Annotated in this window: 25 protein-coding genes; 21 read left to right on the top strand and 4 right to left on the bottom strand. The window is 63.5% G+C overall.

Annotated features, from left to right (window positions below; translation table 11 throughout):
* Positions 1 to 8: 8 nt before the first annotated feature.
* Both NKJ76_RS09495 and NKJ76_RS09500 read right to left on the bottom strand, forming a co-directional pair.
* Complete coding sequence (locus tag NKJ76_RS09495) at positions 9 to 182, bottom strand: hypothetical protein (protein ID WP_023732453.1); 174 nt, start codon at positions 180 to 182, stop codon at positions 9 to 11.
* Positions 183 to 265: 83 nt separating this feature from the next.
* Positions 266 to 646, bottom strand: coding sequence for an efflux RND transporter permease subunit (locus NKJ76_RS09500; RefSeq protein WP_352537287.1), 381 nt, complete (start codon positions 644 to 646; stop codon positions 266 to 268).
* Positions 647 to 909: 263 nt separating this feature from the next.
* Between NKJ76_RS09500 and NKJ76_RS09505 the strand changes: the two genes are divergently transcribed.
* Positions 910 to 2,187 (top strand): 4-aminobutyrate--2-oxoglutarate transaminase, encoded by a 1,278-nt coding sequence (locus tag NKJ76_RS09505; protein WP_352521645.1) that lies wholly within the window; start codon positions 910 to 912, stop codon positions 2,185 to 2,187.
* Between the two features lie 129 nt (positions 2,188 to 2,316).
* On the opposite strand, the gene NKJ76_RS09510 is transcribed toward NKJ76_RS09505, so the two are convergent.
* Positions 2,317 to 3,570 carry an NAD(P)/FAD-dependent oxidoreductase gene (locus NKJ76_RS09510; RefSeq protein WP_352521646.1) on the bottom strand — a complete coding sequence of 418 codons (1,254 nt, stop codon included), beginning with the start codon at positions 3,568 to 3,570 and terminating at the stop codon, positions 2,317 to 2,319.
* 490 nt (positions 3,571 to 4,060) lie between these two features.
* Here NKJ76_RS09510 and NKJ76_RS09515 point away from each other — a divergent pair, with 490 nt between their 5' ends.
* From NKJ76_RS09515 to trmB, 18 genes are all read left to right on the top strand, one after another.
* Positions 4,061 to 5,353, top strand: a complete 1,293-nt coding sequence (locus NKJ76_RS09515; RefSeq protein WP_352521690.1) for an imelysin family protein — start codon at positions 4,061 to 4,063, stop codon at positions 5,351 to 5,353.
* A 59-nt stretch (positions 5,354 to 5,412) separates the two neighbouring features.
* Entirely contained in the window at positions 5,413 to 5,724 is a 312-nt protein-coding gene (locus NKJ76_RS09520) for a (2Fe-2S)-binding protein (protein ID WP_023669536.1), read from the top strand.
* Entirely contained in the window at positions 5,690 to 6,175 is a 486-nt protein-coding gene (bfr, locus tag NKJ76_RS09525; RefSeq protein WP_023669537.1) for a bacterioferritin, read from the top strand. Before NKJ76_RS09520 ends, bfr begins: the two co-directional genes overlap by 35 nt.
* A gap of 12 nt (positions 6,176 to 6,187) precedes the next feature.
* A complete protein-coding gene (locus NKJ76_RS09530; protein ID WP_352521647.1) occupies positions 6,188 to 7,777 on the top strand; it encodes a di-heme oxidoreductase family protein in 1,590 nt (529 codons plus the stop codon).
* Positions 7,777 to 8,856 carry an imelysin family protein gene (locus NKJ76_RS09535; protein ID WP_352521648.1) on the top strand — a complete coding sequence of 360 codons (1,080 nt, stop codon included), beginning with the start codon at positions 7,777 to 7,779 and terminating at the stop codon, positions 8,854 to 8,856. Before NKJ76_RS09530 ends, NKJ76_RS09535 begins: the two co-directional genes overlap by 1 nt.
* Before the next feature lie 3 nt (positions 8,857 to 8,859).
* Positions 8,860 to 9,975, top strand: a complete 1,116-nt coding sequence (locus NKJ76_RS09540; RefSeq protein WP_352521649.1) for a DUF1513 domain-containing protein — start codon at positions 8,860 to 8,862, stop codon at positions 9,973 to 9,975.
* 107 nt (positions 9,976 to 10,082) lie between these two features.
* Positions 10,083 to 10,760, top strand: a complete 678-nt coding sequence (gene tsaB, locus NKJ76_RS09545; RefSeq protein ID WP_023703487.1) for a tRNA (adenosine(37)-N6)-threonylcarbamoyltransferase complex dimerization subunit type 1 TsaB — start codon at positions 10,083 to 10,085, stop codon at positions 10,758 to 10,760.
* Positions 10,760 to 11,254 (top strand): ribosomal protein S18-alanine N-acetyltransferase, encoded by a 495-nt coding sequence (gene rimI / locus NKJ76_RS09550; RefSeq protein ID WP_023669542.1) that lies wholly within the window; start codon positions 10,760 to 10,762, stop codon positions 11,252 to 11,254. Before tsaB ends, rimI begins: the two co-directional genes overlap by 1 nt.
* A 28-nt stretch (positions 11,255 to 11,282) precedes the next feature.
* On the top strand, positions 11,283 to 12,083 hold the full coding sequence (gene olsA / locus NKJ76_RS09555) for a lyso-ornithine lipid O-acyltransferase (RefSeq protein ID WP_023703486.1): 801 nt from the start codon (positions 11,283 to 11,285) through the stop codon (positions 12,081 to 12,083).
* 76 nt (positions 12,084 to 12,159) lie between these two features.
* Positions 12,160 to 13,569 (top strand): tRNA (N6-isopentenyl adenosine(37)-C2)-methylthiotransferase MiaB, encoded by a 1,410-nt coding sequence (miaB, locus tag NKJ76_RS09560; RefSeq protein ID WP_023703485.1) that lies wholly within the window; start codon positions 12,160 to 12,162, stop codon positions 13,567 to 13,569.
* An 83-nt stretch (positions 13,570 to 13,652) separates the two neighbouring features.
* The gene (locus NKJ76_RS09565) at positions 13,653 to 14,645 is read left to right on the top strand and encodes a PhoH family protein (RefSeq protein ID WP_027049340.1); all 993 of its coding nucleotides are present in this window, start codon (positions 13,653 to 13,655) and stop codon (positions 14,643 to 14,645) included.
* 17 nt (positions 14,646 to 14,662) lie between these two features.
* Entirely contained in the window at positions 14,663 to 15,169 is a 507-nt protein-coding gene (gene ybeY, locus NKJ76_RS09570; RefSeq protein ID WP_023703484.1) for an rRNA maturation RNase YbeY, read from the top strand.
* A gap of 28 nt (positions 15,170 to 15,197) precedes the next feature.
* Positions 15,198 to 16,292, top strand: coding sequence for a hemolysin family protein (locus NKJ76_RS09575; protein ID WP_352537288.1), 1,095 nt, complete (start codon positions 15,198 to 15,200; stop codon positions 16,290 to 16,292).
* Positions 16,293 to 16,312: 20 nt separating this feature from the next.
* Positions 16,313 to 16,783: a VOC family protein gene (locus tag NKJ76_RS09580; protein WP_352537289.1), complete on the top strand. Its 471-nt coding sequence runs from the start codon at positions 16,313 to 16,315 to the stop codon at positions 16,781 to 16,783.
* Positions 16,784 to 16,860: 77 nt separating this feature from the next.
* Positions 16,861 to 18,453 (top strand): apolipoprotein N-acyltransferase, encoded by a 1,593-nt coding sequence (lnt, locus tag NKJ76_RS09585; protein ID WP_352537290.1) that lies wholly within the window; start codon positions 16,861 to 16,863, stop codon positions 18,451 to 18,453.
* Positions 18,454 to 18,590: 137 nt separating this feature from the next.
* The gene (locus NKJ76_RS09590; protein ID WP_023669550.1) at positions 18,591 to 19,010 is read left to right on the top strand and encodes a helix-turn-helix domain-containing protein; all 420 of its coding nucleotides are present in this window, start codon (positions 18,591 to 18,593) and stop codon (positions 19,008 to 19,010) included.
* A 221-nt stretch (positions 19,011 to 19,231) separates the two neighbouring features.
* Positions 19,232 to 20,497 carry a methionine adenosyltransferase gene (gene metK, locus NKJ76_RS09595; protein ID WP_023669551.1) on the top strand — a complete coding sequence of 422 codons (1,266 nt, stop codon included), beginning with the start codon at positions 19,232 to 19,234 and terminating at the stop codon, positions 20,495 to 20,497.
* Positions 20,498 to 20,636: 139 nt separating this feature from the next.
* Positions 20,637 to 21,338, top strand: coding sequence for a tRNA (guanine(46)-N(7))-methyltransferase TrmB (gene trmB, locus NKJ76_RS09600; protein WP_023688742.1), 702 nt, complete (start codon positions 20,637 to 20,639; stop codon positions 21,336 to 21,338).
* Positions 21,339 to 21,380: 42 nt separating this feature from the next.
* Here trmB and NKJ76_RS09605 read toward each other — a convergent pair whose 3' ends face one another.
* Positions 21,381 to 21,545 (bottom strand): hypothetical protein, encoded by a 165-nt coding sequence (locus NKJ76_RS09605; protein WP_023669553.1) that lies wholly within the window; start codon positions 21,543 to 21,545, stop codon positions 21,381 to 21,383.
* A 335-nt stretch (positions 21,546 to 21,880) separates the two neighbouring features.
* On the opposite strand from NKJ76_RS09605, the gene rimP reads away from it, so the two are divergent.
* Positions 21,881 to 22,525, top strand: a complete 645-nt coding sequence (gene rimP, locus NKJ76_RS09610; RefSeq protein ID WP_023669554.1) for a ribosome maturation factor RimP — start codon at positions 21,881 to 21,883, stop codon at positions 22,523 to 22,525.
* 47 nt (positions 22,526 to 22,572) lie between these two features.
* The gene (gene nusA, locus NKJ76_RS09615; RefSeq protein WP_023669555.1) at positions 22,573 to 24,168 is read left to right on the top strand and encodes a transcription termination factor NusA; all 1,596 of its coding nucleotides are present in this window, start codon (positions 22,573 to 22,575) and stop codon (positions 24,166 to 24,168) included.
* The last annotated feature ends 31 nt before the right edge of the window (positions 24,169 to 24,199 follow it).

Consider the following 24,199-nt stretch of genomic DNA (forward strand, 5'->3'; position numbering starts at 1 on the left):
CCCCCTGCTTAGGCTCCTTGATCCTGAACCACGTCACATAAAGCGCCGGCAGGAACAGCAGCGTGATCGCCGGCGATGATGCCGCCCATCATGGCGTATGCCATCGGGCCCCAGAACACTTCGCGCGCGATCGGGATCAGCGCCAGGCTGGCGGCCGCGGCCGTCAGCGCGATCGGCCGCATGCGGTGCTCGGTCGCTTCGATACGGCTTCCCAGCGGTCTTGGCCCTCGGCCACCAGATCCTCGATCTGCACGATCAGGATCATCTAGTTGCGGATCAGGATGCCGATCAGCGCCAGGACGCCCAGAATGGCGACGAAGCCGAGCGGTGCGCCGCTCGGCACCAGGGCCGCGACCACGCCGATCAGGCCGAGCGGCGCCACCGCCACCACCAGGAACAGGCGCTGAAAAGTTTGCAACTGGATCATCAGGATGGTCGCCATCACGAACAGCATCAGCGGCACCACCGCTGCGGCTTTTTGCGCTTTCTTCGACCGAGCCGGCGGTTGCAACGGAATAGCGGGCGGCAGTTTGGCGATGAAGGCGTCGACCGACGGCTTCAATTCGTTGACGACGGTGGCCGGCAGCACGTCGCCAACGAGGCCTGCGCGAACGGTGATCGTCGGGATGCGGTTGCGCCGCCACACCGTCGGCTGTTCGAGGTCGTAGCGGAAGTCGCCACTGCCGCGAGCGGGATTGCTTCGCCGTTCCCGGTGACGGGTGAGCTGTCACGGACTGCCCCGTACGTGTATCGGTCGGCTGGTTAAGACCGGTCTGTCGAAGTGGCCCGCATCGACGACAGGCCCAATCGCCCGGCGGCGGTGCCAACTTGAGGAAAACGTGAAATAAGGTCAGAAGAGGCCTTGGCATTCATCTAACGAGAACGGGCGTCGGCCCGATGAGGGACGAAATGAAGAACGCAGCCATTTCCGAGCGCAAGAACCAGTCGATCTCGCGCGGCGTCGGCATGACGACGCAGATCTATGCCGACCGCGCCGAGAATTCGGAGATCTGGGATGTAGAAGGCCGCCGATACATCGATTTCTCCTCCGGCATCGCCGTCGTCAACACCGGCCACCGCCATCCCAGGGTGATCGAGGCGGTCAAGGCACAGCTCGACCGCTTCACCCATACCTGCCACCAGGTCGTGCCCTATGAGAGCTATGTCAGGCTGGCCGAACGGCTGAACGGCATGCTGCCCGGCAAGTTCGAGAAGAAGACCATCTTCGTCACCACGGGCGCTGAAGCCGTCGAGAACGCCATCAAGATCGCCCGCAACGCCACTGGCCGCCAAGCCGTCATCGCCTTTGCCGGCGGCTTCCACGGCCGCACCTTCATGGGCATGGCGCTGACCGGCAAGGTCGTGCCCTACAAGGTCGGTTTCGGCGCCATGCCGGGCGACGTCTACCACGCGCCGTTTCCGGTGCCGCTGCACGGCGTGTCTACAACCGATTCGCTGGCCGCACTCGACAAACTGTTCAAGGCCGATGTCGACCCGGCTCGCGTTGCCGCCATCATCATCGAGCCGGTCCAGGGCGAGGGCGGCTTCTACGACGCGCCGCGCGAATTCCTGACGGCGCTGCGCAAGCTCTGCGACCAGCACGGCATGCTGCTGATCGCCGATGAGGTGCAGACCGGCTTTGCCCGCACCGGCAAGATGTTCGCCATGGATCATCATGAGGTCGCGGCCGACATTACCACCATGGCGAAAAGCCTGGCCGGCGGCTTCCCGCTGGCGGCGGTCACCGGCCGCGCCGAGATCATGGATGCGCCCGGTCCTGGCGGGCTCGGCGGCACCTATGGCGGCAGCCCGATCGGCGTTGCCGCGGCACACGCCGTGCTCGACGTAATCGAGGACGAAAAGCTGTGCGACCGCGCCAATACGCTGGGCGCCCGGCTGAAACAGCGGCTGCAGTCGATCCGCGACGATGTGCCCGAGATTGTCGACATCAGGGGTCTCGGCTTCATGAACGCGGTCGAATTCAACGACGTCAAGAAGGGCCTGCCGTCGGCCGAGATCGCCAATGCGATCCGGCTGAAGGCGCTCGACAAGGGGCTGATCCTGCTGACCTGCGGCGTCTACGGCAACGTCATCCGTTTCCTGGCTCCGATCACCATCCAGGACAATGTCATGAACGAGGCGCTCGACATTCTGGAAAGCTCGATCCGCGAAGTCTGCGCTGCCTAGCGCAAACCCCTACCTCCCCCTTGGGCCCTTGTGGGGAGGTCGGACCGCAGGTCCGGGTGGGGGCCTCGCGCCGACCCCAACCCCGCTGCTTCGCAGCGACCCTCCCCACAAGGGGGAGGGTAAGTGCGTCTAGCCCGCAGCCCGTGCCGGCTCATCCTGCTGGAACGCTGCCAGTGCAGCCTTCAGCCCGTCAAGTCCCTCAGCAATCGTCTGCGCCATCGGCGAAAACCCGGCCCCGAGCATCTTGCGGCCCAGCATATGGTCGCCCGGCCTGTTGACGGATTCGATGCCGAGCAGCCGGCTTCCAGCATAGTGGTAGATCGAGAACTTGTTCTCAGCGAGGTCGCCCAGCACGACATGGCTGTCGCCGCCCGAGGTCAGCCCGACCATCTGCAGTTTCATGTCGCCGATGTCAGACCAGAACCACGGCACCGCCGCATAGGCGTCCGTGTGGCCGGTGATCGTGCGTGCGGCAAGCCGCGCCTGGTCGGTGGCGTTCTGCACCGATTCCAGCCGCACGTCGCCGCCGGTCGACCAGTGGCGGTAGGAAGCGGCGTCGCCGATGGCCAGAATATCAGGCACTGAGGTGCGCATCTGCTGGTCGACGCGGATGCCATTGGCGACAGTCAGTCCGGCAGCCTGCGCAAGTTCGACATTCGGCACCGCGCCGATGCCGACGATGACCATGCGCGCGGGCAGCCTTTCGCCGGTGGAGGTGATGGCGGCGCAGACATGGCCGTTTTCGCCTTCCAACCTGGCAATGGTGGTGCCGGTGAGGATACGCACGCCAATCGCCTCCAGCCGCTGGCGGACATGGCTCGCCACCACCGGCGCTACCGCCCGGCCAAGCAGCCGGTCGACGGCCTCGACCACGATGACGTTGCGGCCGGCGGCCCTCAGCGTTGCCGCGATCTCCAGCCCGATGAAGCCGCCGCCGAGGATGACCACGTCTCCGCTTTGGGCGCTGAGCGCGCGGATCAGCCGCGCATCGGCGATCGAGCGCAGCGACAGCACGCCCGAGAGGTCGGCGCCCGGCAGCGGCAGGAGCCGCGGCCGCGAACCGGTGGCCAGGATGAGCCGGTCGAACGGCAGCACGCCGCCGCCCGCTATGTCCAGCTTGCGGCCTGCCGTATCGATGCTGTCGATTCGGACGCCCGGCCTGAAGTCGATGGCGCTGCCGGTGTAAAAGGCCTCGCCGCGCAAGGGTTGCGGCTTGGCATCGGCGTCCTTGATGAAGGTCTTCGACAGCGGCGGCTTGTGATAGGGCAGATCGGTTTCGTCGCCGATCAGTATGACAGGCCCGTCATAGCCTTCCTCGCGCAGGCTGGCGGCCGCTTGCACGCCCGCATGACCCGCACCGACAATGACGACCCCGTTCTTCATCGCAACCCGAATTCCTGTTTCAAATCTGGAGCATGATGCCGAAAAGTGTGAAGCGGTTTTCGGACGACATCATGCTTTGATTGTGAGCCGTTCCGCCAGATGGCGATTGTCTGCCGCCGTCGCAAGAGCCCCGGTCCGGGTCGCACCCGGAACGGTCGCTTGTCAATCGCGGCGTCTCTCACCTTGGCTGCTGGCTACGATTTAAAGTTGATAGTGCTAGTTTAGAATAATTCTAAACTGTTGTTTCAATTGAATTTTCTAGGGTTCACCAGTTGACTTCCGGCCTCGCCATCGTTTTATGGAGGCTCGCGCGTCAGCGCATCCCTTTGATGTTTGGGCCTTGAACCCGTTCGATTGGAGGCATTTGGTGTCTTTCTCCCGTGAGCCGCAGAGCGGCGCGGCATCTGTGGTGTCCTACGGCATGCCTATGTCCCGGCACCGTTTGGCACGCGCGCCTTTTACCGAATCCCCTTTGAACTGGAGACTGATGATGACAGCGCGATATGGCGGCAGACTGGCTGCGATCGGTGCCACGGCTATGTTGACGGCGGCGGTTTTCATCCTGCCGGCCAAGGCGGCGGAGATCGATGCCAAGGCGGTCATCAAGACCTATTCCGACATCGCGCTGGCCAAGTACGAGGATTCGCTGACCACGGCGCAGGCGCTCGACAAGGCTGTCGACGCGCTGCTTGCCAACCCGTCGGCGGACACGCTGAATGCCGCCCGCGATTCCTGGAAGGCGTCGCGCGTGCCCTACCAGCAGACCGAGGTCTACCGCTTCGGCAACAAGATCGTCGACGACTGGGAAGGCAAGGTGAACTCCTGGCCGCTCGACGAAGGCCTGATCGACTACGTCGCCAAGAGCTACGGCACCGAGTCCGACGCCAACGCGCTCTACACCGCCAATGTCATCGCCAACAAGGACATCGAGATCGACGGCAAGAAGGTCGACGCCTCGAAGCTTTCGCCGGAGTTCCTCGCCGGCACGCTGCAGGAGGCCGGCGGCATCGAGGCCAATGTCGCCACCGGTTATCACGCCATCGAATTCCTGCTCTGGGGCCAGGATTTGCACGGCACCGGCCCGGGCGCCGGCGAGCGTCCGTACACCGACTACGACCTCAAGAACTGCACCGGCGGCAATTGCGATCGCCGGGCCGAGTATCTGAAGTCGGCCAGCGATCTTCTGGTCTCCGACCTGCAGGAGATGGTCGGCAACTGGAAGGAAGACGGCGCCGCCCGCAAGAACCTCGTCGATGGCCAGCCGAACACCGCTATCTCGGTGATCTTCACCGGCATGGGCTCGCTGTCCTACGGCGAACTGGCCGGGGAGCGCATGAAACTCGGCCTGCTGCTGCACGATCCCGAAGAGGAGCACGACTGCTTCTCGGATAATACCTACAACTCGCATCTCTATGACGCCATCGGCATCCGCGCCGCCTATCTCGCCAGCTACACGCGCATCGACGGCACCGTCGTTTCAGGCCCGTCGGTGCACGATATGGTCAAGGCGGCCGATCCGGCGATCGACAAGGAACTGTCCGACAAGCTCGATGTCTCGGTCGCCAAGATGGAGGCGATCAAGGCGCGGGAAGTGGCCGGCGAGGCCTACGACCAGCAGATCGCCGAGGGCAACACCGAAGGCAATGCTACCGTGCAGGCGGCAATCGACGCGCTGGTCGACCAGACCAAGTCGATCGAACGCGCCGTCGGCGCGCTGAAGCTGAACAACATAGCCTTCGAGGGGTCCGACAGCCTCGACGCACCGGACAAGGTGTTCAAGTAGCACCCCAACCAACTACCAGCCAAACGGCGCGGAGGGGCGCCGTCAGCCAGAGCCAATCCATGCTGATCTGCCATTGCAACATCATCACCGAAAAGGAGATTGAGCAGACGATCGTCGATCTGCTGGATCAGGACCCCTGGCAACTGATCGTGCCGGCGAAGGTCTATCACACGATGCAAAAGCGCGGTCGCTGTTGCGGCTGCTTCCCAAATGTGGTCGAAACGATCATTCGGGTCACCGAAAATTACCACACCCGTTCGGAGGCGAGCGGCGTGGACATCGTTTCACACCTGGATCGCGTCAGAGGCCTGCGCGTCCAATATGGGAGCAGAATCCATGAAAGGCGAACCGCAGATCATCGAGCGGCTTAACGAGGCTCTGTTCCTGGAGCTTGGCGCCGTCAATCAATACTGGGTGCATTTCCGCCTGCTCGAAGATTGGGGATATGCCAAGCTGGCAAAGAAGGAACGCGCCGAATCGATCGAGGAGATGCACCATGCCGACCGGCTGGTGGCCCGTATCATCTTCCTCGAAGGGCATCCCAATTTGCAGTCCGTGGCGCCGTTGCGCATCGGCCAGAACGTCAAGGAAGTGCTCGAATCCGATCTCGCCGGCGAATATGACGCACGCACCGCCTACAAGCGTTCGCGCGAGATCTGCAACGAAGCCGGCGACTACGTGACGATGAAGCTGTTCGAGGAATTGCTGGCGGATGAGGAAGGTCACATCGACTTCCTCGAGACGCAGCTCGACCTCCTTGCCTCGATCGGCGAGGAAAAATACGGCCAGCTCAACGCCGCATCGGCGGACGAGGCGGAATAGGACCATGCAGGAATGCGGCGCCCCATAGATATTCTGCGCCGCTTGCGGCGGGCCGCCGGCCCGCTGCTCCTCAAAAACCCGCGATATCAGGCCTTTCGCGGGCTTTCGGTTGTAACCCTGGCGGCAATTTTGGCCCCGGCCCTGGCCGGATCGTCGGAACCGGTCGGCCTCGCCACGAGCCGCACCGACCTGACGCCGAAGGACCAGGCCCGCGTCCTTGCCGTTACCAGGCCAACCCAGGATTTCTCCAAGCCCGAATCCTTCGAAACGATGCAAGGCGGCGCCGGCACGTCGCGCAAGCAGGTCGACCGCGACGCCTTCTCGCAACCCTCTGAAAACATTACCTTCGAGGAACAGGGCAATTTCAAGCTCGGCAATGCGCTTTTCCGCAAGAACTGGGTGTCGTCGCCATCCTCGACCCAGGCCTCGGACGGTCTCGGACCCCTGTTCAACGAGCGCGCCTGCGAGAATTGCCATTTGAAGGATGGCCGCGGCCGCCCGCCGGCCGCCGACAGCCGCACCACGTCGATGTTCCTGCGGCTAGCGCGCGATGCGAGCACGGCCGAGGAAAAGACCGAGATCGCCGCGCACAAGGTGCTGAACTTCCCCGATCCGGTCTACGGCGCGCAGTTGCAGGAACTGGCGGTGCCCGGCCTCAAGGGCGAAGGCCGCATGTATGTCGATTATCGCGAGGAAAAGGTCACGCTCGGCGACGGTAGCATCGTTTCGCTGCGCAAGCCGAGCTATTCGGTCGACGGGCTTGGCTACGGCCCGCTTGACCCGCGCACCACGCTATCGCCACGTCTGACCCCGCCCATGATCGGCCTTGGCCTGATCGAACAGATCGCGCCGGCCGACATCCTTGCCCATGCCGATCCCGACGACCGCGACGGCATTTCCGGCAAGCCCAACATGGTGCGTGACCTCAGCAGCGGGCAACTGACGCTTGGCCGCTTCGGTTGGAAGGCGCAGACCGCATCGATCCGCCAGCAGGCGACGGACGCCTTTGCCGGCGATATCGGCATTTCGACGCCGGAAGAGCCCAGCCACTGGGGCGATTGCACCGCAGCCGAAGAGGCCTGCTTAGCCATGCCCAATGGCGTGCAGAAGCGGCTCGGCCCGGTCGAGGCGCCACCACCGGTGATGGACCTCGTCACCTTCTATTCACAGAATCTTGCGGTGCCGGCGCGGCGCGATGTCGGCGCACCCGCCGTGCTCGCCGGCAAGAAGCTGTTCTACGAGATGGGCTGCATTGCCTGCCATACGCCGAAATTCGTCACCATGCGCGGGAACAAGGCGCAGGCGTTCCAACTGATCTGGCCCTATTCCGACTTTCTGCTGCACGACATGGGGCCTGGCCTTGCCGACGGCCAGGCGGTGGGCGATGCCACGGGCAGTGAATGGCGCACCCCGCCGCTATGGGGCATCGGCCTGACAAAGACCGTCAACGGCAACGCTTTCTTCCTGCATGACGGGCGTGCGCGCACGCTTACCGAAGCGATCCTGTGGCATGGCGGCGAGGGGCAGAAGGCGCGCGATCGCTTTGCCGCCGCCAATACGGCCGACCGCGATGCTCTCATCAAATTCCTGGAGTCATTCTGATGCTCAAGCGGGTTTTGCCTGTTCTACTCCTCCCATTGGCTCTGTTCGGTGCGTCCCCGGCATCGGCCTCGGTGAAAGCCTCCGATGTCATTCAAAGAGCGATCGACGGATTTGTCCGCCCCGCCTATGCCAGCCTGCATGGCCATGCCGGCACCTTGGCGAAGGCCATGGACGCGCTCTGCCAGGCGCCGTCGCAGGGCAACCTCGATGCCGCGCATGCCGGATTCTCGGCCACGGTCGCAGCCTGGTCGTCGGCTGAAATCATCGCCTTCGGGCCAATCAAGGAGAACAACCGGCTGGAGCGCATGCTCTACTGGCCGGACCGAAAGAGCATCGGCCTGAAGCAGGTGCAGGCGGCGCTGGCCGGCAAGGATCCGACCGCCACCGATCCGGCGCAGCTGGCGGGCAAGAGTGTCGCGATGCAGGGATTAGGGGCGCTTGAGTTCGTGCTTTACGGCGACGGCGCCGAGACGCTCGTCGGCAAGGACGAGCCCTATCGCTGCGCCTATGGCGCGGCAGTCGCCAAGAACATCGAGACCATGGCGGCCGATGTCGACGCGGCCTGGAAAAAACCGGACGGTTTTGCAGCCTTGTGGGCTAATCCTGGACCCGACAATGCGCTTTACCGCGACGGCACCGAAGGGGTGACCGAACTGGTCGGCGTCTTCATCAACGAGCTGGAAATGGTCCGCGACGTGCGCCTCAAAGGTTTTCTCGGCGCCAAACCGCAGGGTGACAAGCCGAGGCAAGCGATCTACTGGCGCTCGCAAAACACCGGCCTTTCATTAGCCGGCAACCTCTCCGGCATTGATGCGCTGTTCCAGGCCTCGAAGCTCGGCGACGCGCTGCCCGAGGATAGCAGATGGATGGCGGAATCCATCCATATCCAGCTCATCAATGGCGTTGCCACTGCCAAATCCATCCAGGGTCGGATCGACAAGACGCTCGCCGATCCCGCGGAGCGCGGAAAACTCGAACATTTCGCGCTGATCACCTCCAGCCTGTCGGGCTTGATCGGCACCCGGCTAACCGCCGAGTTCGGCCTGACCGCCGGCTTTTCGTCACTGGACGGGGACTGACCAATGGTTGCGACACGCACGCCGCTGATGGACCGCCGCGATTTTCTCAGAGCTGCCGGCGCCGGCTTCGTCGCGTCAATGGCGCCGCGGGCCTGGGCGGACACGCTTGCCGCCGATGCCGTCTTTGCCACCGCCTTCGTCAAGCGCGACGGCAGCTTTGGCGCCGCTGTGTTGTCGGAAGCCGGAAAAGTATTGCATGCGATCGACCTGCCCGACCGTGGCCACGACGTCACCTTCGATCCGGTCTCGAAGCGCTCCGTGGTCTTCGCCCGGCAACCCGGCACCTTCGCCGTGGTCTTCGACCATGCCGGCCGCGAGCCGCCGCTGACCATCGCCAGCATCACCGGTCGGCATTTCTTCGGCCACGGTGTGTTTTCCACCGACGGCGCGCTGCTTTACGCCACCGAAAACAATTTCGACAATGCCGCCGGCGTCGTCGGGATCTACGACGCACGGGCCAAGTTCAGCCGCATCGGCGAGTTTCCGACCTATGGCATGGGGCCGCATGAGCTCTTGCTGCTCGGAGACGGCCGGACGATCGCCATCGCCAATGGCGGCATCGAGACCCATCCCGACTATGGCCGCGCCGAGCTCAACACCGCCACCATGAAGCCGTCCTATGTGCTGGTCGATCGCACAACCGGCGATCTCATCGAAAAGCATGAACTGCCGCCGGCTCTGCACCAGCTGTCGATTCGCCACATGGATGCCGACCCCACAGGCACCATCTGGTTCGGCTGCCAGTACCGCGGGCCGGGCACCGAGCGGCCACCGCTGGTCGGCCGCGCCACGCGCGGCAAGGGGCTGCAGCTGCTCGACATGCCGCAAGACGTGCTATCCGGCTTCCGGAATTACATCGGCTCGGTCGCCGCCAACCCGATTGCCGGCACGGTCGCGGTGTCTTCGCCGGAAGGCAATTCGCTGGCCGTCATCGACGCCGCCAGCGGCAAGATCGTCGCCACCAAGGCGCTGGTCGAGGTCTGCGGCCTGGCGCCCGACGGCCCGGGCTTCATGGCAACCACGGGTGCCGGCGAAATCATCGAAGGCAGCGGCGCGACGCGCTCCGAGCCCGACTATGTCTGGGACAACCACATGCTGCGCATCGCGCCAGCGGCGTAAGCCGTCCGGCCTGCACCGAAGCGAAGCCGCTTAACAATTTACGCGCTGGCTCTTGCGGCGGCGCGCCGTGGCGGGCAGAGGGAGACTGTTTTTCGAACCGGTCGCCTATGAAACTGCTCGCCATCGACTGTGCCGCCGATCTCTGCGCCGCTTGCGTCTATGACGCATCGGGCGGCAGAGAGCTCGGCCGCTCGGTACTCGATCTCGGCAAAGGCCACGCCGAACACCTGATGGCTGTCATTGACGAAGCGTTGAAAGCGGACGGCACCGATTATGCCGGCCTTGGCGCCGTTGCGGTCTCCATCGGTCCGGGTTCCTTCACCGGCCTGCGGGTGGGCGTCTCGGCGGCGCGCGGCCTGGCGCTGGCGCTGAAGATCCCGGCGATCGGGGTAACGACACTGGAGGCGCTGGCGGCCGAGGCGAGGGCGGCATTTCCCGGCCGCCCGATCCTGGCCGCTCTCGATGCAGGCCGCGAGGAGATCCATGCCGCGTTTTACGACGCAGATACGATTTTGCGCTATGGTCCGGCGGTGACCACACTTGCGCAAGCCGCGGGAATGGCGGCGGACAATCGTCCGGTGCTTGCCGGCACGGCCGCCGTGCAGATCGCAGCCGCGGCCGGTCGCGATTTCGATATCGGCCCGACGGCTGCCACCGCCGACATTGCCGTCTACGCCCGGCTCGCCGCTGCAAAAGGCGAGGGCGACAAGCCGAAGCCACTCTATCTGCGCGGCGCCGATGCCAAGCCGCAGGCCGGGTTCATCCTGTTGAGGCAGAAACGGTAATGCGCATCCCTTTCCTCCAGCCGCGCCGCAGGGACTATGCGCTCGAGCCGCTGACCATCGCCGACAGCCCGGCAGCGTCGGTGCTGCATCGCGAGGATTTCGTCCGGCCCTGGACCGATGGCGAATTCGCCGCGTTGCTCGAACAGGAAACCGTGTTCGGCTATGCCGCGCGCGAAATCGGCCAGGGCGCCAAGCCGCCGGTCGGCTTCGTGCTGGCCAGGCTTGCAGCCGGCGAGGGCGAAATTCTGACCGTGGCGGTGGCGCGCTCGCATCGCCGCCAGGGGCTCGGCTGGCAGTTGATGGACGCGGTACTGCGCGAATTGCATGCGCAGCGCGCCGAGGCGCTGTTCCTTGAGGTCGACGAGACCAATGTCGCTGCCATCGCCCTCTACCGGCGGCTGGGCTTCCGACAAGTCGGCCACCGCGCCAATTATTACCGCTCGACCGAACATGGTCCTACCGGCGCGCTTGTCATGCGCCGCGATCTTCGCTAGCCAAAGTTTTGAGGCAGGGCCAAGCTGCATGATCGGAAAAATCAGGATTTTCCTGGCGCTGAGCCTCGTTGTCGTCGGTTCGCTGGTCCTTGTGCCCTTGCAGCTGCTGTCGATGAAGACCGGAATCTGGCGCGAGACGGTCATTCTGAAGGTCTGGCACAGCCTCATCGTCCGGACGCTCGGCCTGCGCATCCATGTCAAAGGCGCACTGTCCAGCCAGCGCCCGCTGCTGGTCGCCTCGAACCATATCTCCTGGACCGACATCATGGTGCTGGGCTCCTTTGCCGATGTGACCTTCATCGCCAGGGCGGACATGGAGGGATGGCCGCTGATCGGCTGGCTGTCGAAACTGCAGCGTACGGTCTTCATCGAACGCGAGCGCAAGCGGACAGCTGGCGACCAGGCCAGCGAGATCGCCAGCCGCATGGCCAAGGGCGACGCCATGGTGCTGTTTGCCGAGGGCTCTACCGGCGACGGCAACACCATCCTGCCGTTCAAGAGCACCTTGTTCGGCGCCGCCTCGATGGCGATTTCGGAAGGCGCGGCCGAGCAGGTCTTCATCCAGCCGCTGGCGATTGCCTACACGCGGGTGCACGGCGTGCCCCTCGGCCGCCGCCACCGGCCGCTCGCTGCCTGGATCGGCGATCAGGACCTGATGCCGCATCTCAAGGTGCTGATGGCCGAAGGCGCCATTGACGTCGAGGTGCATTTCGGCGAGCCAATCGCCTTTTCCAAGGGCTCGAACCGCAAGGAAACGTCGAGGCTGATGGAAAGCAAGGTGCGCGCCATGATGCAGGCCGCGCTCGCCGATCCCCGACCGAGCCGCTAGCGCAGGCCGGGCGCCTACAGGCCGATGCCCGAGAATCGTCTGTTTTTTGTCACGGAAAGGCGTTAGAAGCCGCCGGATGGATTTGAACACGATAGAGCGGAACGAAACCGACAGCGCCTCGCAAAGCGCGGCTGCGGCGTCCGCCCCGGCCAAAAAGGTCTTCGTCAAGACCTATGGCTGCCAGATGAATGTCTATGACTCACAGCGCATGACCGATGCGCTGGCCGCCGACGGCTACACCGCGACCGATGTCATCGCCGACGCCGATCTGGTGCTGCTCAACACCTGCCATATCAGGGAGAAGGCGGCGGAAAAGGTCTATTCCGAGCTCGGCCGCATCCGCGACATGAAGGCTGAACGCGCAGCAGTTGGGCGCGAAATGCTGATCGGCGTCGCCGGTTGCGTCGCGCAGGCCGAAGGCGCGGAAATCATCCGCCGTTCGCCTGCTGTCGATCTGGTCATCGGCCCGCAGACCTATCACCGGCTGCCCGATGTGCTGGCCCGGGTGCGCGGCGGCGAGAAGATCGTCGAGACCGAATACGCCATCGAGGACAAGTTCGAGCATCTGCCGCAGCCGAAGCGTGCCGAAATGATCAAGCGCGGCGTCAGCGCCTTCCTCACCGTGCAGGAAGGCTGCGACAAATTCTGCACCTTCTGCGTCGTGCCCTATACCAGGGGCTCGGAAGTGTCGCGCCCGGTGGCGCAGATCGTCGCCGAAGCCGAGCGGCTGGCCGATGCCGGTGTGCGCGAGGTGACGCTGCTGGGGCAGAACGTCAATGCATGGCACGGCAAGGGTGAGGATGGCAAGGAATGGGGGCTTGGTCGCCTGCTGTTCCGGCTGGCCGAAATTCCCGGCCTGGCGCGACTGCGCTACACCACTAGCCATCCGCGCGACATGGACGACGAATTGATCGCTGCCCATCGCGATCTCCCGGCTTTGATGCCTTATCTGCACCTGCCGGTGCAATCCGGGTCAGACCGCATCCTCAAGGCGATGAACCGCAGGCACACGGCCAAGGACTATCTGGCGCTGCTCGAGCGCATCCGCGCTGCACGCGGCGACATCGCGCTGTCCGGTGACTTCATCGTCGGCTTCCCCGGCGAAACTGACGCCGATTTCGAGGCGACGATGGATCTGGTGGGCCAGGTGAACTACGCCTCGGCCTTCTCGTTCAAATATTCGCCGCGTCCCGGCACGCCGGGCGCCGATATGCCCGATCACGTGCCGGAAGCGGTCAAGGATGAACGTTTGCAACAGCTGCAGGCATTGTTGCTCAAGCAGCAGCAGGATTTCGGCCTGGGCCTGGTCGGCAGCACCATCGACACGCTGATCGAGAAGCCCGGCCGTCAGGCCGGCCAGAAGGTCGGCCGCTCGCCCTGGCTGCAGCCGGTTATTGTTGATGAAAAGGCAGGCGAAATCGGTGACATTATCCGGGTGCGAATCACGAAGACGGGCTACAATAGCCTGTTCGCCGAGTTGGCTTGATGGCCTCGGCAGATGAGGAGAGACGGTTGAGCGCTGCTGAAGTGAAGACTCTGCCCCAGAACCAGACATCCGGGGCCTCTGACATGGCGCACATCGTTCTGACTTTCGACAACAACAAGCTTGCCAGCGCCCTGTACGGCCAGTTCGACGAGAATTTGGCCCGGCTTGAGCAGAAGCTCGGCGTCGACATCCGCTCGCGCGGCAACCAGTTGACCATCAAGGGCTCGGCCTCGGCGGCCGAACAGGCGCGCCGCGCACTCGACAATCTCTACGGCATTCTCCAGAAGGGCACCGACATTGGCCAGTCCGACGTCGATGGCGCCGTGCGCATGGCGATTGCCGCCGACGACCAGCTGACGCTGCCGACGCTTGAACGCAAGGGCAAGGTTTCGGCCGCCCAGATCTCCACCCGCAAGAAGACGATCTATGCCCGTTCGCTCAACCAGGACGCCTATATGCGGGCACTGGAGCGTTCGGAACTTGTCTTCGGCATTGGCCCGGCCGGCACCGGCAAGACCTATCTGGCGGTGGCGCATGCGGCGATGCTGCTCGAACGCGGCATGGTCGAGCGCATCATCCTGTCACGGCCGGCGGTCGAGGCCGGCGAGCGGCTGGGTTTTCTGCCCGGCGATATGAAGGAAAAGGTCGATCCGTATCTGCGGCCGCTCTATGACGCGCTTTACGACATGATGCCGGCCGACAAGGTCGAGCGCGCCATTGCCGCCGAGGTCATCGAGATCGCGCCGCTGGCCTTCATGCGCGGCCGCACGCTGGCGCATGCCGCCGTCATCCTCGACGAGGCGCAGAACACCACGCCGATGCAGATGAAGATGTTTTTGACCCGCCTCGGCGAGAATTCGCGCATGATCGTCACCGGCGATCCGACGCAGATCGATCTGCCTCCAAGCACCAAGTCGGGCCTCGTCGAAGCCTTGCGTGTCCTTGACGGCGTGGCGGGCGCGGTAACCGTGCGCTTCAACGATGTCGACGTTGTGCGCCACCCGCTGGTGGCCGAAATCGTCAGGGCCTATGACCGCGACGCCAAGCTGGCGCGCGGCCTCGGCGCCGAGAGCTGATGTGACAATGCGGGCTCATGCCTGAAGACATAAGACCTGGCGGCGGGGATAGTTCGGTTCCCGTCGAGATCGATATGTCGGTCGAGGCCGGCGACTGGCCCGATGAGGCGGCGCTGACGCGTCTGGTCGATCGCGCCGTGTCGGCTGCCTTTGCCGAAACCGCTGCTGCCGGTCCTTCCGAACTCAGCATCGTCTTTTCCGACGATGCCCATATCCGTACCCTCAATGCCGGCTGGCGCGGCAAGGACAAGGCGACCAACGTCTTGTCTTTCCCGGCTTTTCCGTTCCCCAGGGGTGGCAAGCTGCCGCCGATGCTGGGTGACATCGTGCTCGCCGCCGAGACGGTGGCGCGCGAAGCAGCCCTGGAAGACAAGCCCTTCGAGAACCATATCACCCATCTCGTCATCCACGGCCTGCTGCATTTACTGGGCTACGACCACGAGACCGATGCAGAGGCCGAGGAGATGGAAGCCATCGAGCGCTCAACGCTCGCAAGGCTTGCCATTCCCGATCCCTACACGTAATGACAAAAGACCAATTGACCGGACGACGATGAACGACAAACCAGAAACTGCCGCCCGCCCCGAGGCTGGCAGTGCGACAAAGCCTTCCGATACGACGGAAGAGGGATCGAGTCCGAGTCCCAGTTCCGGCAGCCCCGCTTCTGGTATTATTGCCAGCGAGCCATCGCCTGCCGGTCCGTCCCTGTTCGACCGCGTCTTGGGCCTTTTCAGGCAGCGGAACGGCACCAGCCTGCGCGAGGAAATCGCCGGCGCGCTTGCCGAAACGACCAGCGATGCCGGGTCTTTCTCGCCCGGCGAACGCGCCATGCTCAACAACATATTGCGCCTGCGCGAGGTACGCGTCGAGGACGTCATGGTGCCGCGCGCCGATATTGAGGCCGTCGAGATCACCACGACGTTGGGCGATCTGCTCGGTCTGTTCGAGCAGTCCGGCCATTCCCGCATGCCGGTCTATTCCGAGACGCTCGACGATCCGCGCGGCATGGTTCACATCCGCGACGTGCTGGCCCACATCACCAAGGTCGCCCGGGTCAAGAAGGGCAGAACATCCAGGAAGACGCCGGCAACGACGCTTCTCGACCTCGCCCAGGTCGATCTCGGCCGCACCATCGGCGACCTCAATCTGATCCGCCCGGTGCTGTTCGTGCCGCCCTCGATGCTTGCCTCCGACCTGATGGGCCATATGCAGACGACGCGAACCCAGATGGCGCTGGTCATCGACGAATATGGCGGCACCGATGGTCTCGCCTCGCTGGAAGACATCGTCGAGATGGTCGTCGGCGATATCGAGGACGAGCATGACGAGGACGAGCCGCTGATCACCCAGACCGGCGAGGGCGTGTTCGTCGTCGACGGCAAGGCCGAGATCGACGAGGTCGCCAAGATGATCGGCGAGGACTTTACCGCCGGTGAGCATGGTGAATATGTCGACACGATCGGCGGCATGATTTTCAACACGCTCGGTCGCGTGCCCGCGCGTGGTGAGGTTGTGCAAGCCATCCCCGGCTTCGAATTCCACGTGCTCGACGCCGATCCGCGCCGCGTCAAGCGGGTGCGCATCGTCCAGAACCAGAAGGGCGAGCGTCGCCGCCGCGTCACCGCCCCCCGCACCGAGCAGGCCTAGGACAGAACGTTGCCCGGCCGATGACGATCGACGATCCCTTCAAGCACTCAACCTTTGGCTCGGGTGTCTTCTACAAGGACCCGCGAGCCGCATTGAAATGGCTCGAAACGGCCTTCGGCTTCGAGCCGAGCATGGTGGTCAGCGATGCCGACGGACGGCTGGTCCATGCCGAAATGCGTTTTGGCGACGGCTACATCATCGTCGATTCCGAATGGGCCGATCATATTGCCAGTCCGGTAAGCGTCGGCGGCAAGAACACTCAGTCGGTCTGTGTGCGTCTGAAAGACGGCCTGGACGTGCATTGTGAGCGGGCAATGGCGGCTGGAGCCCAAATCGTCGAGGAGCCTGCCGACCATTTCTACGGCGAACGGCAGTATCGGGCGCGCGACCCCGAAGGCCATGTCTGGACCTTCACCCAGACCTTGCGCGCGGTGCCGCGCGAGGAGGCCGAGCACCTGAGCGGGCTAACCATTGAGGGATGGCCCCGATAGCGCAGCGATCGGCCGGTTCGCGTTTCAATAAATCTGATAAATCTTGGCTCTTGATTCGCGCGACCTGGGAAGTCTGAATGGAGCGCCTTGCCGGCCGGATAATTCTGCTTTGGGGCTGGCGGCGCGCGCTGGTGGCGTTTCTTGCCGGAGCGCTGGCGGTGCTCGCCCAGGCGCCTTACGATTTCTTCGCCGTCTGTTTCGTCTCGTTTCCACTGCTGGTCTGGCTGCTCGACGGCGCCACCGGCGAGGCTTCCGACGGCTGGCTCAGGCGCCTGCGGCCGGCCTTTGCCATCGGCTGGTGGTTCGGCTTCGGCTATTTCCTCGCCGGCCTATGGTGGATCGGCGAGGCGCTTCTGGTCGAGGCCGACAGTTTCGCCTGGGCCTTACCCTTCGCGGTCGTAGGCATTCCTTTGGCGCTGGGATTTTTCTACGGCTTCGCCACCGTCGTCGCGCGGCTGTTATGGACCAACGATATTGGCCGCGTTGCCGCCCTTGCCTTTGCTTTTGGCCTGACGGAATGGCTGCGCGGCTTCCTGTTCACCGGCTTTCCCTGGAATGCCGTCGGGTATGCGGCGATGCCCGTGCCGCTGTTGATGCAAAGCGTGTCGGTGACCGGCATGGTCGGCATGAACGCGCTGGCGGTCTTTGTCTTCGCCATGCCGGCCTTGCTTGCAGCACGCCGGCATGTCCGTCTCGGTGTGGTCCTGCTTGCCATTCTCGTCGCCGCCCATGCCGGCTTCGGCTATGTCAGGCTCGCGACCCCCGACAAGCCGGCAACCCGCACTCTCGATGTCCGTATCGTGCAACCGGATGTCGACCTCAGCGAAAAATGGGACACTTCGGTGCGCGACCGCATCTTCGCCACGATGATGGCCCTGTCGGCCGCAGCGCCCGATCCCGGCCATAACAAACCGCAGTTGATCCTGTGGCCGGAGACCTCGGTACCGTTCCTGTTCACCGAGCGTCCGGACGCGCTGACCGCGCTCGGCGACATGCTGCAGCCTGGTCAGATGCTGATTGCCGGCGTCGTGCGCGAGGAGCGCGGATCCGGGGCGGATGCCGACAGCCGCTACTACAATTCGGTGGTGGCGATCGATGACAAGGGCGAAATCGCTGATGCCGTCGACAAGGTCCATCTGGTGCCGTTCGGCGAGTATCTGCCGTTTTCCGGTCTGCTCAGCCGCTTCGGCATCGGACAGCTCGTCGCCGGGCCGATGAACTTCGCCGCCGGCAACGAGCGCCATCCGATCGCTCTGCCCGGCGGCATCAGCGCCTTGCCGTTTATTTGCTACGAGGTGATCTTTCCTGATCTGGTGGCTGTTGACGCAACGTCATCCCAGCTTATTGTGAACGTCACCAACGACGCATGGTTCGGCGACACGCCCGGGCCGTACCAGCATTTCAGGCAGGCTCAGATTCGCGCGGTGGAAAACGGATTGCCACTGTTGCGCGCCGCCAACAACGGCATTTCCTCCGTTGTCGATACGCGTGGACGCATCGTCGACGCATTGGCGGTCGATGCACGTGGCGCCATCGACGTGCGGGTGCCGATCTCCGGCCAAGCCTTCATCTCCGCCGCGGGGCGGCGCATTAACGGAATGCTGATCATGTTGGTGCTTGCCGCAATCGCCCTCAGCTTGAACGTAAGGCAACGGCTACGGGTGAATTGACAGTCGACACATTAGAAACTCATACTGTTACCGCCTAATTTTCTCGAAGTCGGTTGGTGTTTCTGTTGGGGCAGTTGGCTCCGGCTTCGTTTGGGCGAGAAAAATAGAAAAGGCCGGAAAAATTCGGCGAGGAAAAAATGACAGAAGAAAACAAGAAGAAACCGAATCCGATCGACATCCATGTCGGAAGTCGCGTCCGCCTTCGGCGCAATATGCTTGGAATGAGCCAGGAAAAGCTTGGTGAAAATCTCGGTATTACGTTTCAGCAGATCCAAAAATATGAAAAAGGAACGAACCGCGTCGGCGCCAGCCGTCTGCAGGCAATAGCCTCGATACTCAGCGTGCCTGTCGCCTTCTTTTTCGAGGATGCGCCAGGGCAGGAGCCGGTGGGTAATAGAGGATTTGCCGAGGACACTTCGATGGCTTTCGCCGTCGAATTCTGCGGCAGTCCGGAAGGGCTTCAGCTCAACCGCGCGTTCGTCAAGATCGCGGATGTGAAGGTGCGCCGCCGGATTATCGACCTTGTGAAGTCCCTTTCTGCCGAAGATGCCGAGTGATTCGGTGGGTCGCTTGACCCATTGGCCCCAGTAATCCCCCGGGCCCGAGTAGCCCAGAGGCTCGACTGCCGGCGGTGCCAAGCCGCCGGTGGTACAAGATATATTGCTGCGACACTCATGCCAGAACCGCGGCACCGCTTGACGAGCGGCGCCCGGCACCGTTAACACGTGGCGCGCCAAAATCGGCAGCCCTGCCGATCGTTTTTCAAGAGGGGACACCCGTGACGCGGCAGAACTACTTCTTCACCTCGGAATCCGTGGCCGAGGGTCATCCCGATAAAGTCTGTGACCGCATCTCGGACGAGATCGTAGATCTGGTCTATCGCGAGGCCAAGAAGACCGGCATGGACCCATGGAAAGTCCGCGTCGCCTGCGAGACGCTCGCAACCACCAACCGCGTCGTCATCGCCGGCGAAGTAAGGGTTCCTGATACTCTGCTGAAGCGGGACAAAGCCGGCAACATCCTCAAGGACGCCGCCGGGCATTCGGTCGTCAACCCGGCCAAGTTCAAGTCGGTCGCCCGCAAGGCGATCCGCGAAATCGGCTACGAGCAGGCCGGCTTCCACTGGAAGACGGCAAAGATCGAGGTTCTGCTGCACGGCCAGTCGCCCGACATCGGCCAGGGAGTCGACAACGCCGCCGACCGCCAGGGCGAAGAGGGTGCCGGCGACCAGGGCATCATGTTCGGCTATGCATGCCGCGAGACCCCGGACCTGATGCCGGCGCCGATCTATTACAGCCACAAGATTCTCGAACTGCTCGCCGCTGCCCGTCACGAAAACAACGGCGAAGCCGGCAAGCTCGGGCCTGACGCCAAGAGCCAGGTCACCGTTCGCTATGTCGATGGCAAGGCCGCCGAAGCGACTCAGATCGTGCTATCGACGCAGCATCTCGACGCGACCTGGGATTCCAAGAAGGTCCGCAAGGTCGTTGAGCCTTACATCCGTGAGGCGCTCGGCGACCTTAAGATCGCCGACGATTGCATGTGGTACATCAACCCGACCGGCAAGTTCGTCATCGGTGGGCCGGACGGCGACGCCGGCCTGACCGGCCGCAAGATCATCGTCGACACCTACGGTGGTGCTGCCCCGCACGGCGGCGGCGCCTTCTCCGGCAAGGACACCACCAAGGTCGACCGCTCCGCCGCCTACGCGGCGCGCTATCTCGCCAAAAATGTGGTGGCGGCCAAGCTCGCCGACCGCTGCACCATCCAGCTGTCCTACGCTATCGGCGTTGCCCAGCCGCTGTCGGTCTATGTCGACCTGCACGGCACCGGCAAGGTCGACGAGGCCAAGCTCGAGGAAGCGCTGCGCACGGTGATGGATTTGTCGCCATCCGGCATCCGCAGGCATCTCGACCTCAACAAGCCGATCTACGCAAAGACCTCGTCCTACGGCCATTTCGGCCGCAAGGCCGGCCGAGACGGGTCCTTCTCCTGGGAAAAGACCGATCTGGCCAAGGCGCTCAAGGACGCGATCGCTGCTTAGGCATGATTCCAAAAAGTGGGTACCGGTTTTTTGGAAAAGATCGTGCTCCAACAAAGGATTAGATTGAGATGAGATTTCAGCCAAATCTCATCTCAATCCCAAATCTCATCTCAATCTAAGCGCGGCGCGCGACCAGGCCATGGATCCACAGGACAGGCGGAGCCGCGCGACCGAAGGGTTCTTCGGCCGCCGGCACGGCAAGACCATTCGCCCGCAGCAGGCGGCGGCGCTGGAAAGCGGTCTTGGGGCCTATGGCCTCGACCTCTCCGTCCAGGCGCCGGCAGAATTGCGCGCGCTATTCTCAGCGGATGTTTCAACGGTTCGGCTGGAAATCGGCTTCGGCGGCGGTGAGCATCTGCTGCACCGTGCCACGGAGGCACCGGCGACCGGCTTCATCGGTGTCGAGCCGTTCGTCAACGGCATGGCCAAGCTGATGATGGCGGTGCGGGAAAAGCCGCTTGCCAATCTTCGCGTTTATGATGACGACGCCACGCGCCTGCTCGATTGGTTGCCGCAGGCGTCGCTCGACGGCATCGATCTGCTCTACCCCGATCCCTGGCCGAAGAAAAAGCACTGGAAGCGGCGTTTCGTCAGCCCGCTCAACCTCGATCGGTTCGCGCGCGTGCTGAAGCCGGGCGGAAAATTCCGCTTCGCATCCGACATCGACACCTATGTGAACTGGACCTTGTTGCACTGTCGGGCGCATGGCGCGCTCCTCTGGCAGGCGCAAGGTGGGGCCGACTGGCATCGGCCCTATGAAGGCTGGCCGGGCACACGCTACGAGGCGAAAGCCATTCGCGAGGGCCGACGGCCGGCCTATCTCACCTTCATCAGAAAATAGTTCGATGCGGGAAAGTGTCCCGCATCAACAGCCGGTCTGGCTTCAGAAACGGCCGATCTTGCCGAAAGCGGTCGGGTCCATGCCGAGCCGGCGCAGATCGTTGGCGCGCGGCTTGCGGCCGGCTTCGACGGCCCGCGAGGCGGCAACGGCGCTGCCGAACAGGGCAAAGGCGTCGCCTATGGCGGAAAACACGGTACGGTTGCTCATTGTCTTGACCTTTCGCGCGCCACCGCGCGCTCATCTTTGATTTGTGCAGTGCAACATAGATAGGGATGTGAAATCCGGGATCACAGGGCCGTTACCGCATAGCCGGCATGCGCCGCGCGCAATCCTGCCAGCCGTCCCCGGCTGCACTCTGCCCGGCCCGTCAACAGACTTGAAACACCGGCCGGGATCGTCTATATCAGCCTCAAATTCTTGGTCGGTATGACGAAGAGTGGGTCCACCCGGTCCCGCTCTTTTTTATTACCTGCCGGTCAGCCATCAGCAAAGAGATGGTTCGGGACGACGATCATCCTGATCCAGAGAACGACAGGAACCGCATGACTGCAACGGCAAGCGAAGCCGACGACCGCATCATCCGCGAAAGCGGTATCGATGCGCGCATCGCGCTGATCGTTCAGCCGGTGTTGCGAGGCATTGGCTTCCGCCTCGTGCGGGTGCATCTGTCGGGCCAGAACGGCCTGACGCTGCAGATCATGGCCGAACGCGAGGACGGCACCATGACCGTCGAGGATTGCGAAGAGGTCAGCCGCGCTGTGTCGCCGGCGCTCGACGTCGATGACCCGATCGAGAAGGCCTATCATCTCGAAGTGTCGTCGCCGGGCATCGACCGGCCGCTGGTACGCAAGTCGGATTTCGTCACCTGGACCGGCCATCTGGTGAAGATGGAAACCTCGGTGCCGGTCGCCGACCGCAAGCGCTTCAAGGGCAAGATCGCCGAAGCCGGCGAAGACGACATGCTGCTCGAGCGCGACAAGGCCGCCTACGGCGAAGAGCCGACGGTTCGCATTCCTTATGACGCGATCGCCGATGTGCGGCTGATCCTCACCGACGACCTTATTCGCGATGCCCTTTCGAAGGACAACCGGGAACGCAAGGAAGCCAAGAAACGCCGCGGCGAAGCTGATGATGCACCCGAAGGTGCTGAAGGCGGCGCGGAAGACGAAATCGAACAGGAACTATGATGAGCGGCCGGGCCTAAAAGCTCGGCAACAAGCTCGGGAGAAATAAGATGGTTGTAAGCGCCAACAGACTTGAACTGCTGCAGATCGCCGACGCGGTGGCGCGTGAAAAGTCGATCGACAAGTCGATCGTCATTGCCGCCATGGCTGATGCGATCCAGAAGGCCGCGCGCTCGCGCTACGGCCAGGAAACCAACATCCGCGCCGACATCAACGCCAACACCGGCGAGATGAAGCTGCAGCGGCTGATGGAAGTGGTCGAGAAGGTCGACGACTACGCCACCCAGATCGCCATTTCCTCGGCCCGCGAGCGCAATCCGGACGCCCAGCTTGGCGACTTCATCGCCGAACAGCTGCCGCCAATGGATTTCGGCCGCATCGCCGCCCAGTCAGCCAAGCAGGTCATCGTGCAGAAAGTGCGCGAGGCCGAGCGCGACCGCCAGTATGACGAATACAAGGACCGCATCGGCGAGATCGTCAACGGCACCGTCAAGCGCGTCGAATATGGCAACGTCATCGTCGATCTCGGCCGTGGCGAGGCGATTATCCGCCGCGACGAGCTGATCCCGCGCGAAAACTACAAGTACGGCGACCGCGTCCGCGCCTATGTCTACGACGTGCGCCGCGAACAGCGCGGCCCGCAGATATTCCTGTCGCGCACCCATCCGCAGTTCATGGCCAAGCTCTTCACCATGGAAGTGCCGGAAATCTATGACGGCATCATCGAGATCAAGTCGGTCGCCCGCGACCCAGGCTCGCGCGCCAAGATCGCCGTCATTTCGCGTGACTCGTCGATCGATCCGGTCGGCGCCTGCGTCGGTATGCGCGGCAGCCGCGTCCAGGCGGTGGTCGGCGAATTGCAGGGCGAAAAGATCGACATCATTCCGTGGTCGCCTTCGGCCGCCTCCTTCATCGTCAACGCGCTGCAGCCGGCGGAAGTCGCCAAGGTCGTGCTCGACGAGGATGCCGAGCGCATCGAAGTGGTGGTTCCCGACGACCAGCTGTCGCTGGCCATCGGCCGTCGCGGCCAGAACGTGCGTCTTGCCTCGCAGCTCACCGGCTGGGACATCGACATCCTGACCGAGGCCGAGGAGTCCGAGCGCCGCCAGAAGGAATTCGTCGAACGCTCGTCGCTGTTCATGGAAGCCCTTGATGTCGACGAGATGGTCGGCCAGGTGTTGGCCTCCGAAGGCTTCACCAGCGTCGAGGAAGTTGCCTATGTCGATTCGGGCGAGATCGCCTCGATCGACGGTTTCGACGAAGACACCGCTTCGGAGATCCAGACCCGCGCCCGCGAATATCTGGAGAAGATCGAAGCCGAGCATGACGACAAGCGCAAGGCGCTGGGCGTCACCGACGAACTGCGCGAGATCCCTGGCGTCACCACCGCCATGATGGTGACGCTCGGCGAGGATGGCGTGAAGACGATCGAGGATTTCGCCGGCTATGCCGCCGACGACCTGACCGGCTGGAAGGAACGCAAGGACGGCGAGACCAAGGTATTCCCGGGTGTGCTCGCCAATCACGGCGTGTCGCGCGCCGACGCCGAGCAGATGGTTCTGGCAGCCCGCCTCAAGGCCGGCTGGATCACCGAAGACGAGCTTGCAGCCGAACAGGTCCCGGCTGACGAAGCCGTTGGTGCGTGAGGTGAAACCGCATCGCACACAACCCGCCCCA

Source organism: Mesorhizobium sp. M0029, from assembly GCF_040323735.1.
Classification (GTDB): Bacteria; Pseudomonadota; Alphaproteobacteria; order Rhizobiales; family Rhizobiaceae; genus Mesorhizobium.

Coding starts and splice junctions, on each gene's coding strand:
- NKJ76_RS09505 (WP_352521645.1), top strand. CDS start 910: ATGAAGAACGCAGCCATTTCCGAGCGCAAGAACCAGTCGATCTCGCGC.
- ybeY (WP_023703484.1), top strand. CDS start 14,663: ATGCCTGAAGACATAAGACCTGGCGGCGGGGATAGTTCGGTTCCCGTC.
- rimP (WP_023669554.1), top strand. CDS start 21,881: ATGACTGCAACGGCAAGCGAAGCCGACGACCGCATCATCCGCGAAAGC.
- bfr (WP_023669537.1), top strand. CDS start 5,690: ATGAAAGGCGAACCGCAGATCATCGAGCGGCTTAACGAGGCTCTGTTC.
- NKJ76_RS09590 (WP_023669550.1), top strand. CDS start 18,591: ATGACAGAAGAAAACAAGAAGAAACCGAATCCGATCGACATCCATGTC.
- nusA (WP_023669555.1), top strand. CDS start 22,573: ATGGTTGTAAGCGCCAACAGACTTGAACTGCTGCAGATCGCCGACGCG.
- rimI (WP_023669542.1), top strand. CDS start 10,760: ATGCGCATCCCTTTCCTCCAGCCGCGCCGCAGGGACTATGCGCTCGAG.
- NKJ76_RS09495 (WP_023732453.1), bottom strand. CDS start 182: ATGCGGCCGATCGCGCTGACGGCCGCGGCCGCCAGCCTGGCGCTGATC.
- NKJ76_RS09575 (WP_352537288.1), top strand. CDS start 15,198: ATGAACGACAAACCAGAAACTGCCGCCCGCCCCGAGGCTGGCAGTGCG.
- NKJ76_RS09605 (WP_023669553.1), bottom strand. CDS start 21,545: ATGAGCAACCGTACCGTGTTTTCCGCCATAGGCGACGCCTTTGCCCTG.
- NKJ76_RS09520 (WP_023669536.1), top strand. CDS start 5,413: ATGCTGATCTGCCATTGCAACATCATCACCGAAAAGGAGATTGAGCAG.
- NKJ76_RS09535 (WP_352521648.1), top strand. CDS start 7,777: ATGCTCAAGCGGGTTTTGCCTGTTCTACTCCTCCCATTGGCTCTGTTC.
- lnt (WP_352537290.1), top strand. CDS start 16,861: ATGGAGCGCCTTGCCGGCCGGATAATTCTGCTTTGGGGCTGGCGGCGC.
- miaB (WP_023703485.1), top strand. CDS start 12,160: ATGGATTTGAACACGATAGAGCGGAACGAAACCGACAGCGCCTCGCAA.
- tsaB (WP_023703487.1), top strand. CDS start 10,083: ATGAAACTGCTCGCCATCGACTGTGCCGCCGATCTCTGCGCCGCTTGC.
- NKJ76_RS09515 (WP_352521690.1), top strand. CDS start 4,061: ATGACAGCGCGATATGGCGGCAGACTGGCTGCGATCGGTGCCACGGCT.
- olsA (WP_023703486.1), top strand. CDS start 11,283: ATGATCGGAAAAATCAGGATTTTCCTGGCGCTGAGCCTCGTTGTCGTC.
- NKJ76_RS09580 (WP_352537289.1), top strand. CDS start 16,313: ATGACGATCGACGATCCCTTCAAGCACTCAACCTTTGGCTCGGGTGTC.
- NKJ76_RS09540 (WP_352521649.1), top strand. CDS start 8,860: ATGGTTGCGACACGCACGCCGCTGATGGACCGCCGCGATTTTCTCAGA.
- NKJ76_RS09565 (WP_027049340.1), top strand. CDS start 13,653: ATGGCGCACATCGTTCTGACTTTCGACAACAACAAGCTTGCCAGCGCC.
- trmB (WP_023688742.1), top strand. CDS start 20,637: ATGGATCCACAGGACAGGCGGAGCCGCGCGACCGAAGGGTTCTTCGGC.
- NKJ76_RS09510 (WP_352521646.1), bottom strand. CDS start 3,570: ATGAAGAACGGGGTCGTCATTGTCGGTGCGGGTCATGCGGGCGTGCAA.
- NKJ76_RS09530 (WP_352521647.1), top strand. CDS start 6,188: ATGCGGCGCCCCATAGATATTCTGCGCCGCTTGCGGCGGGCCGCCGGC.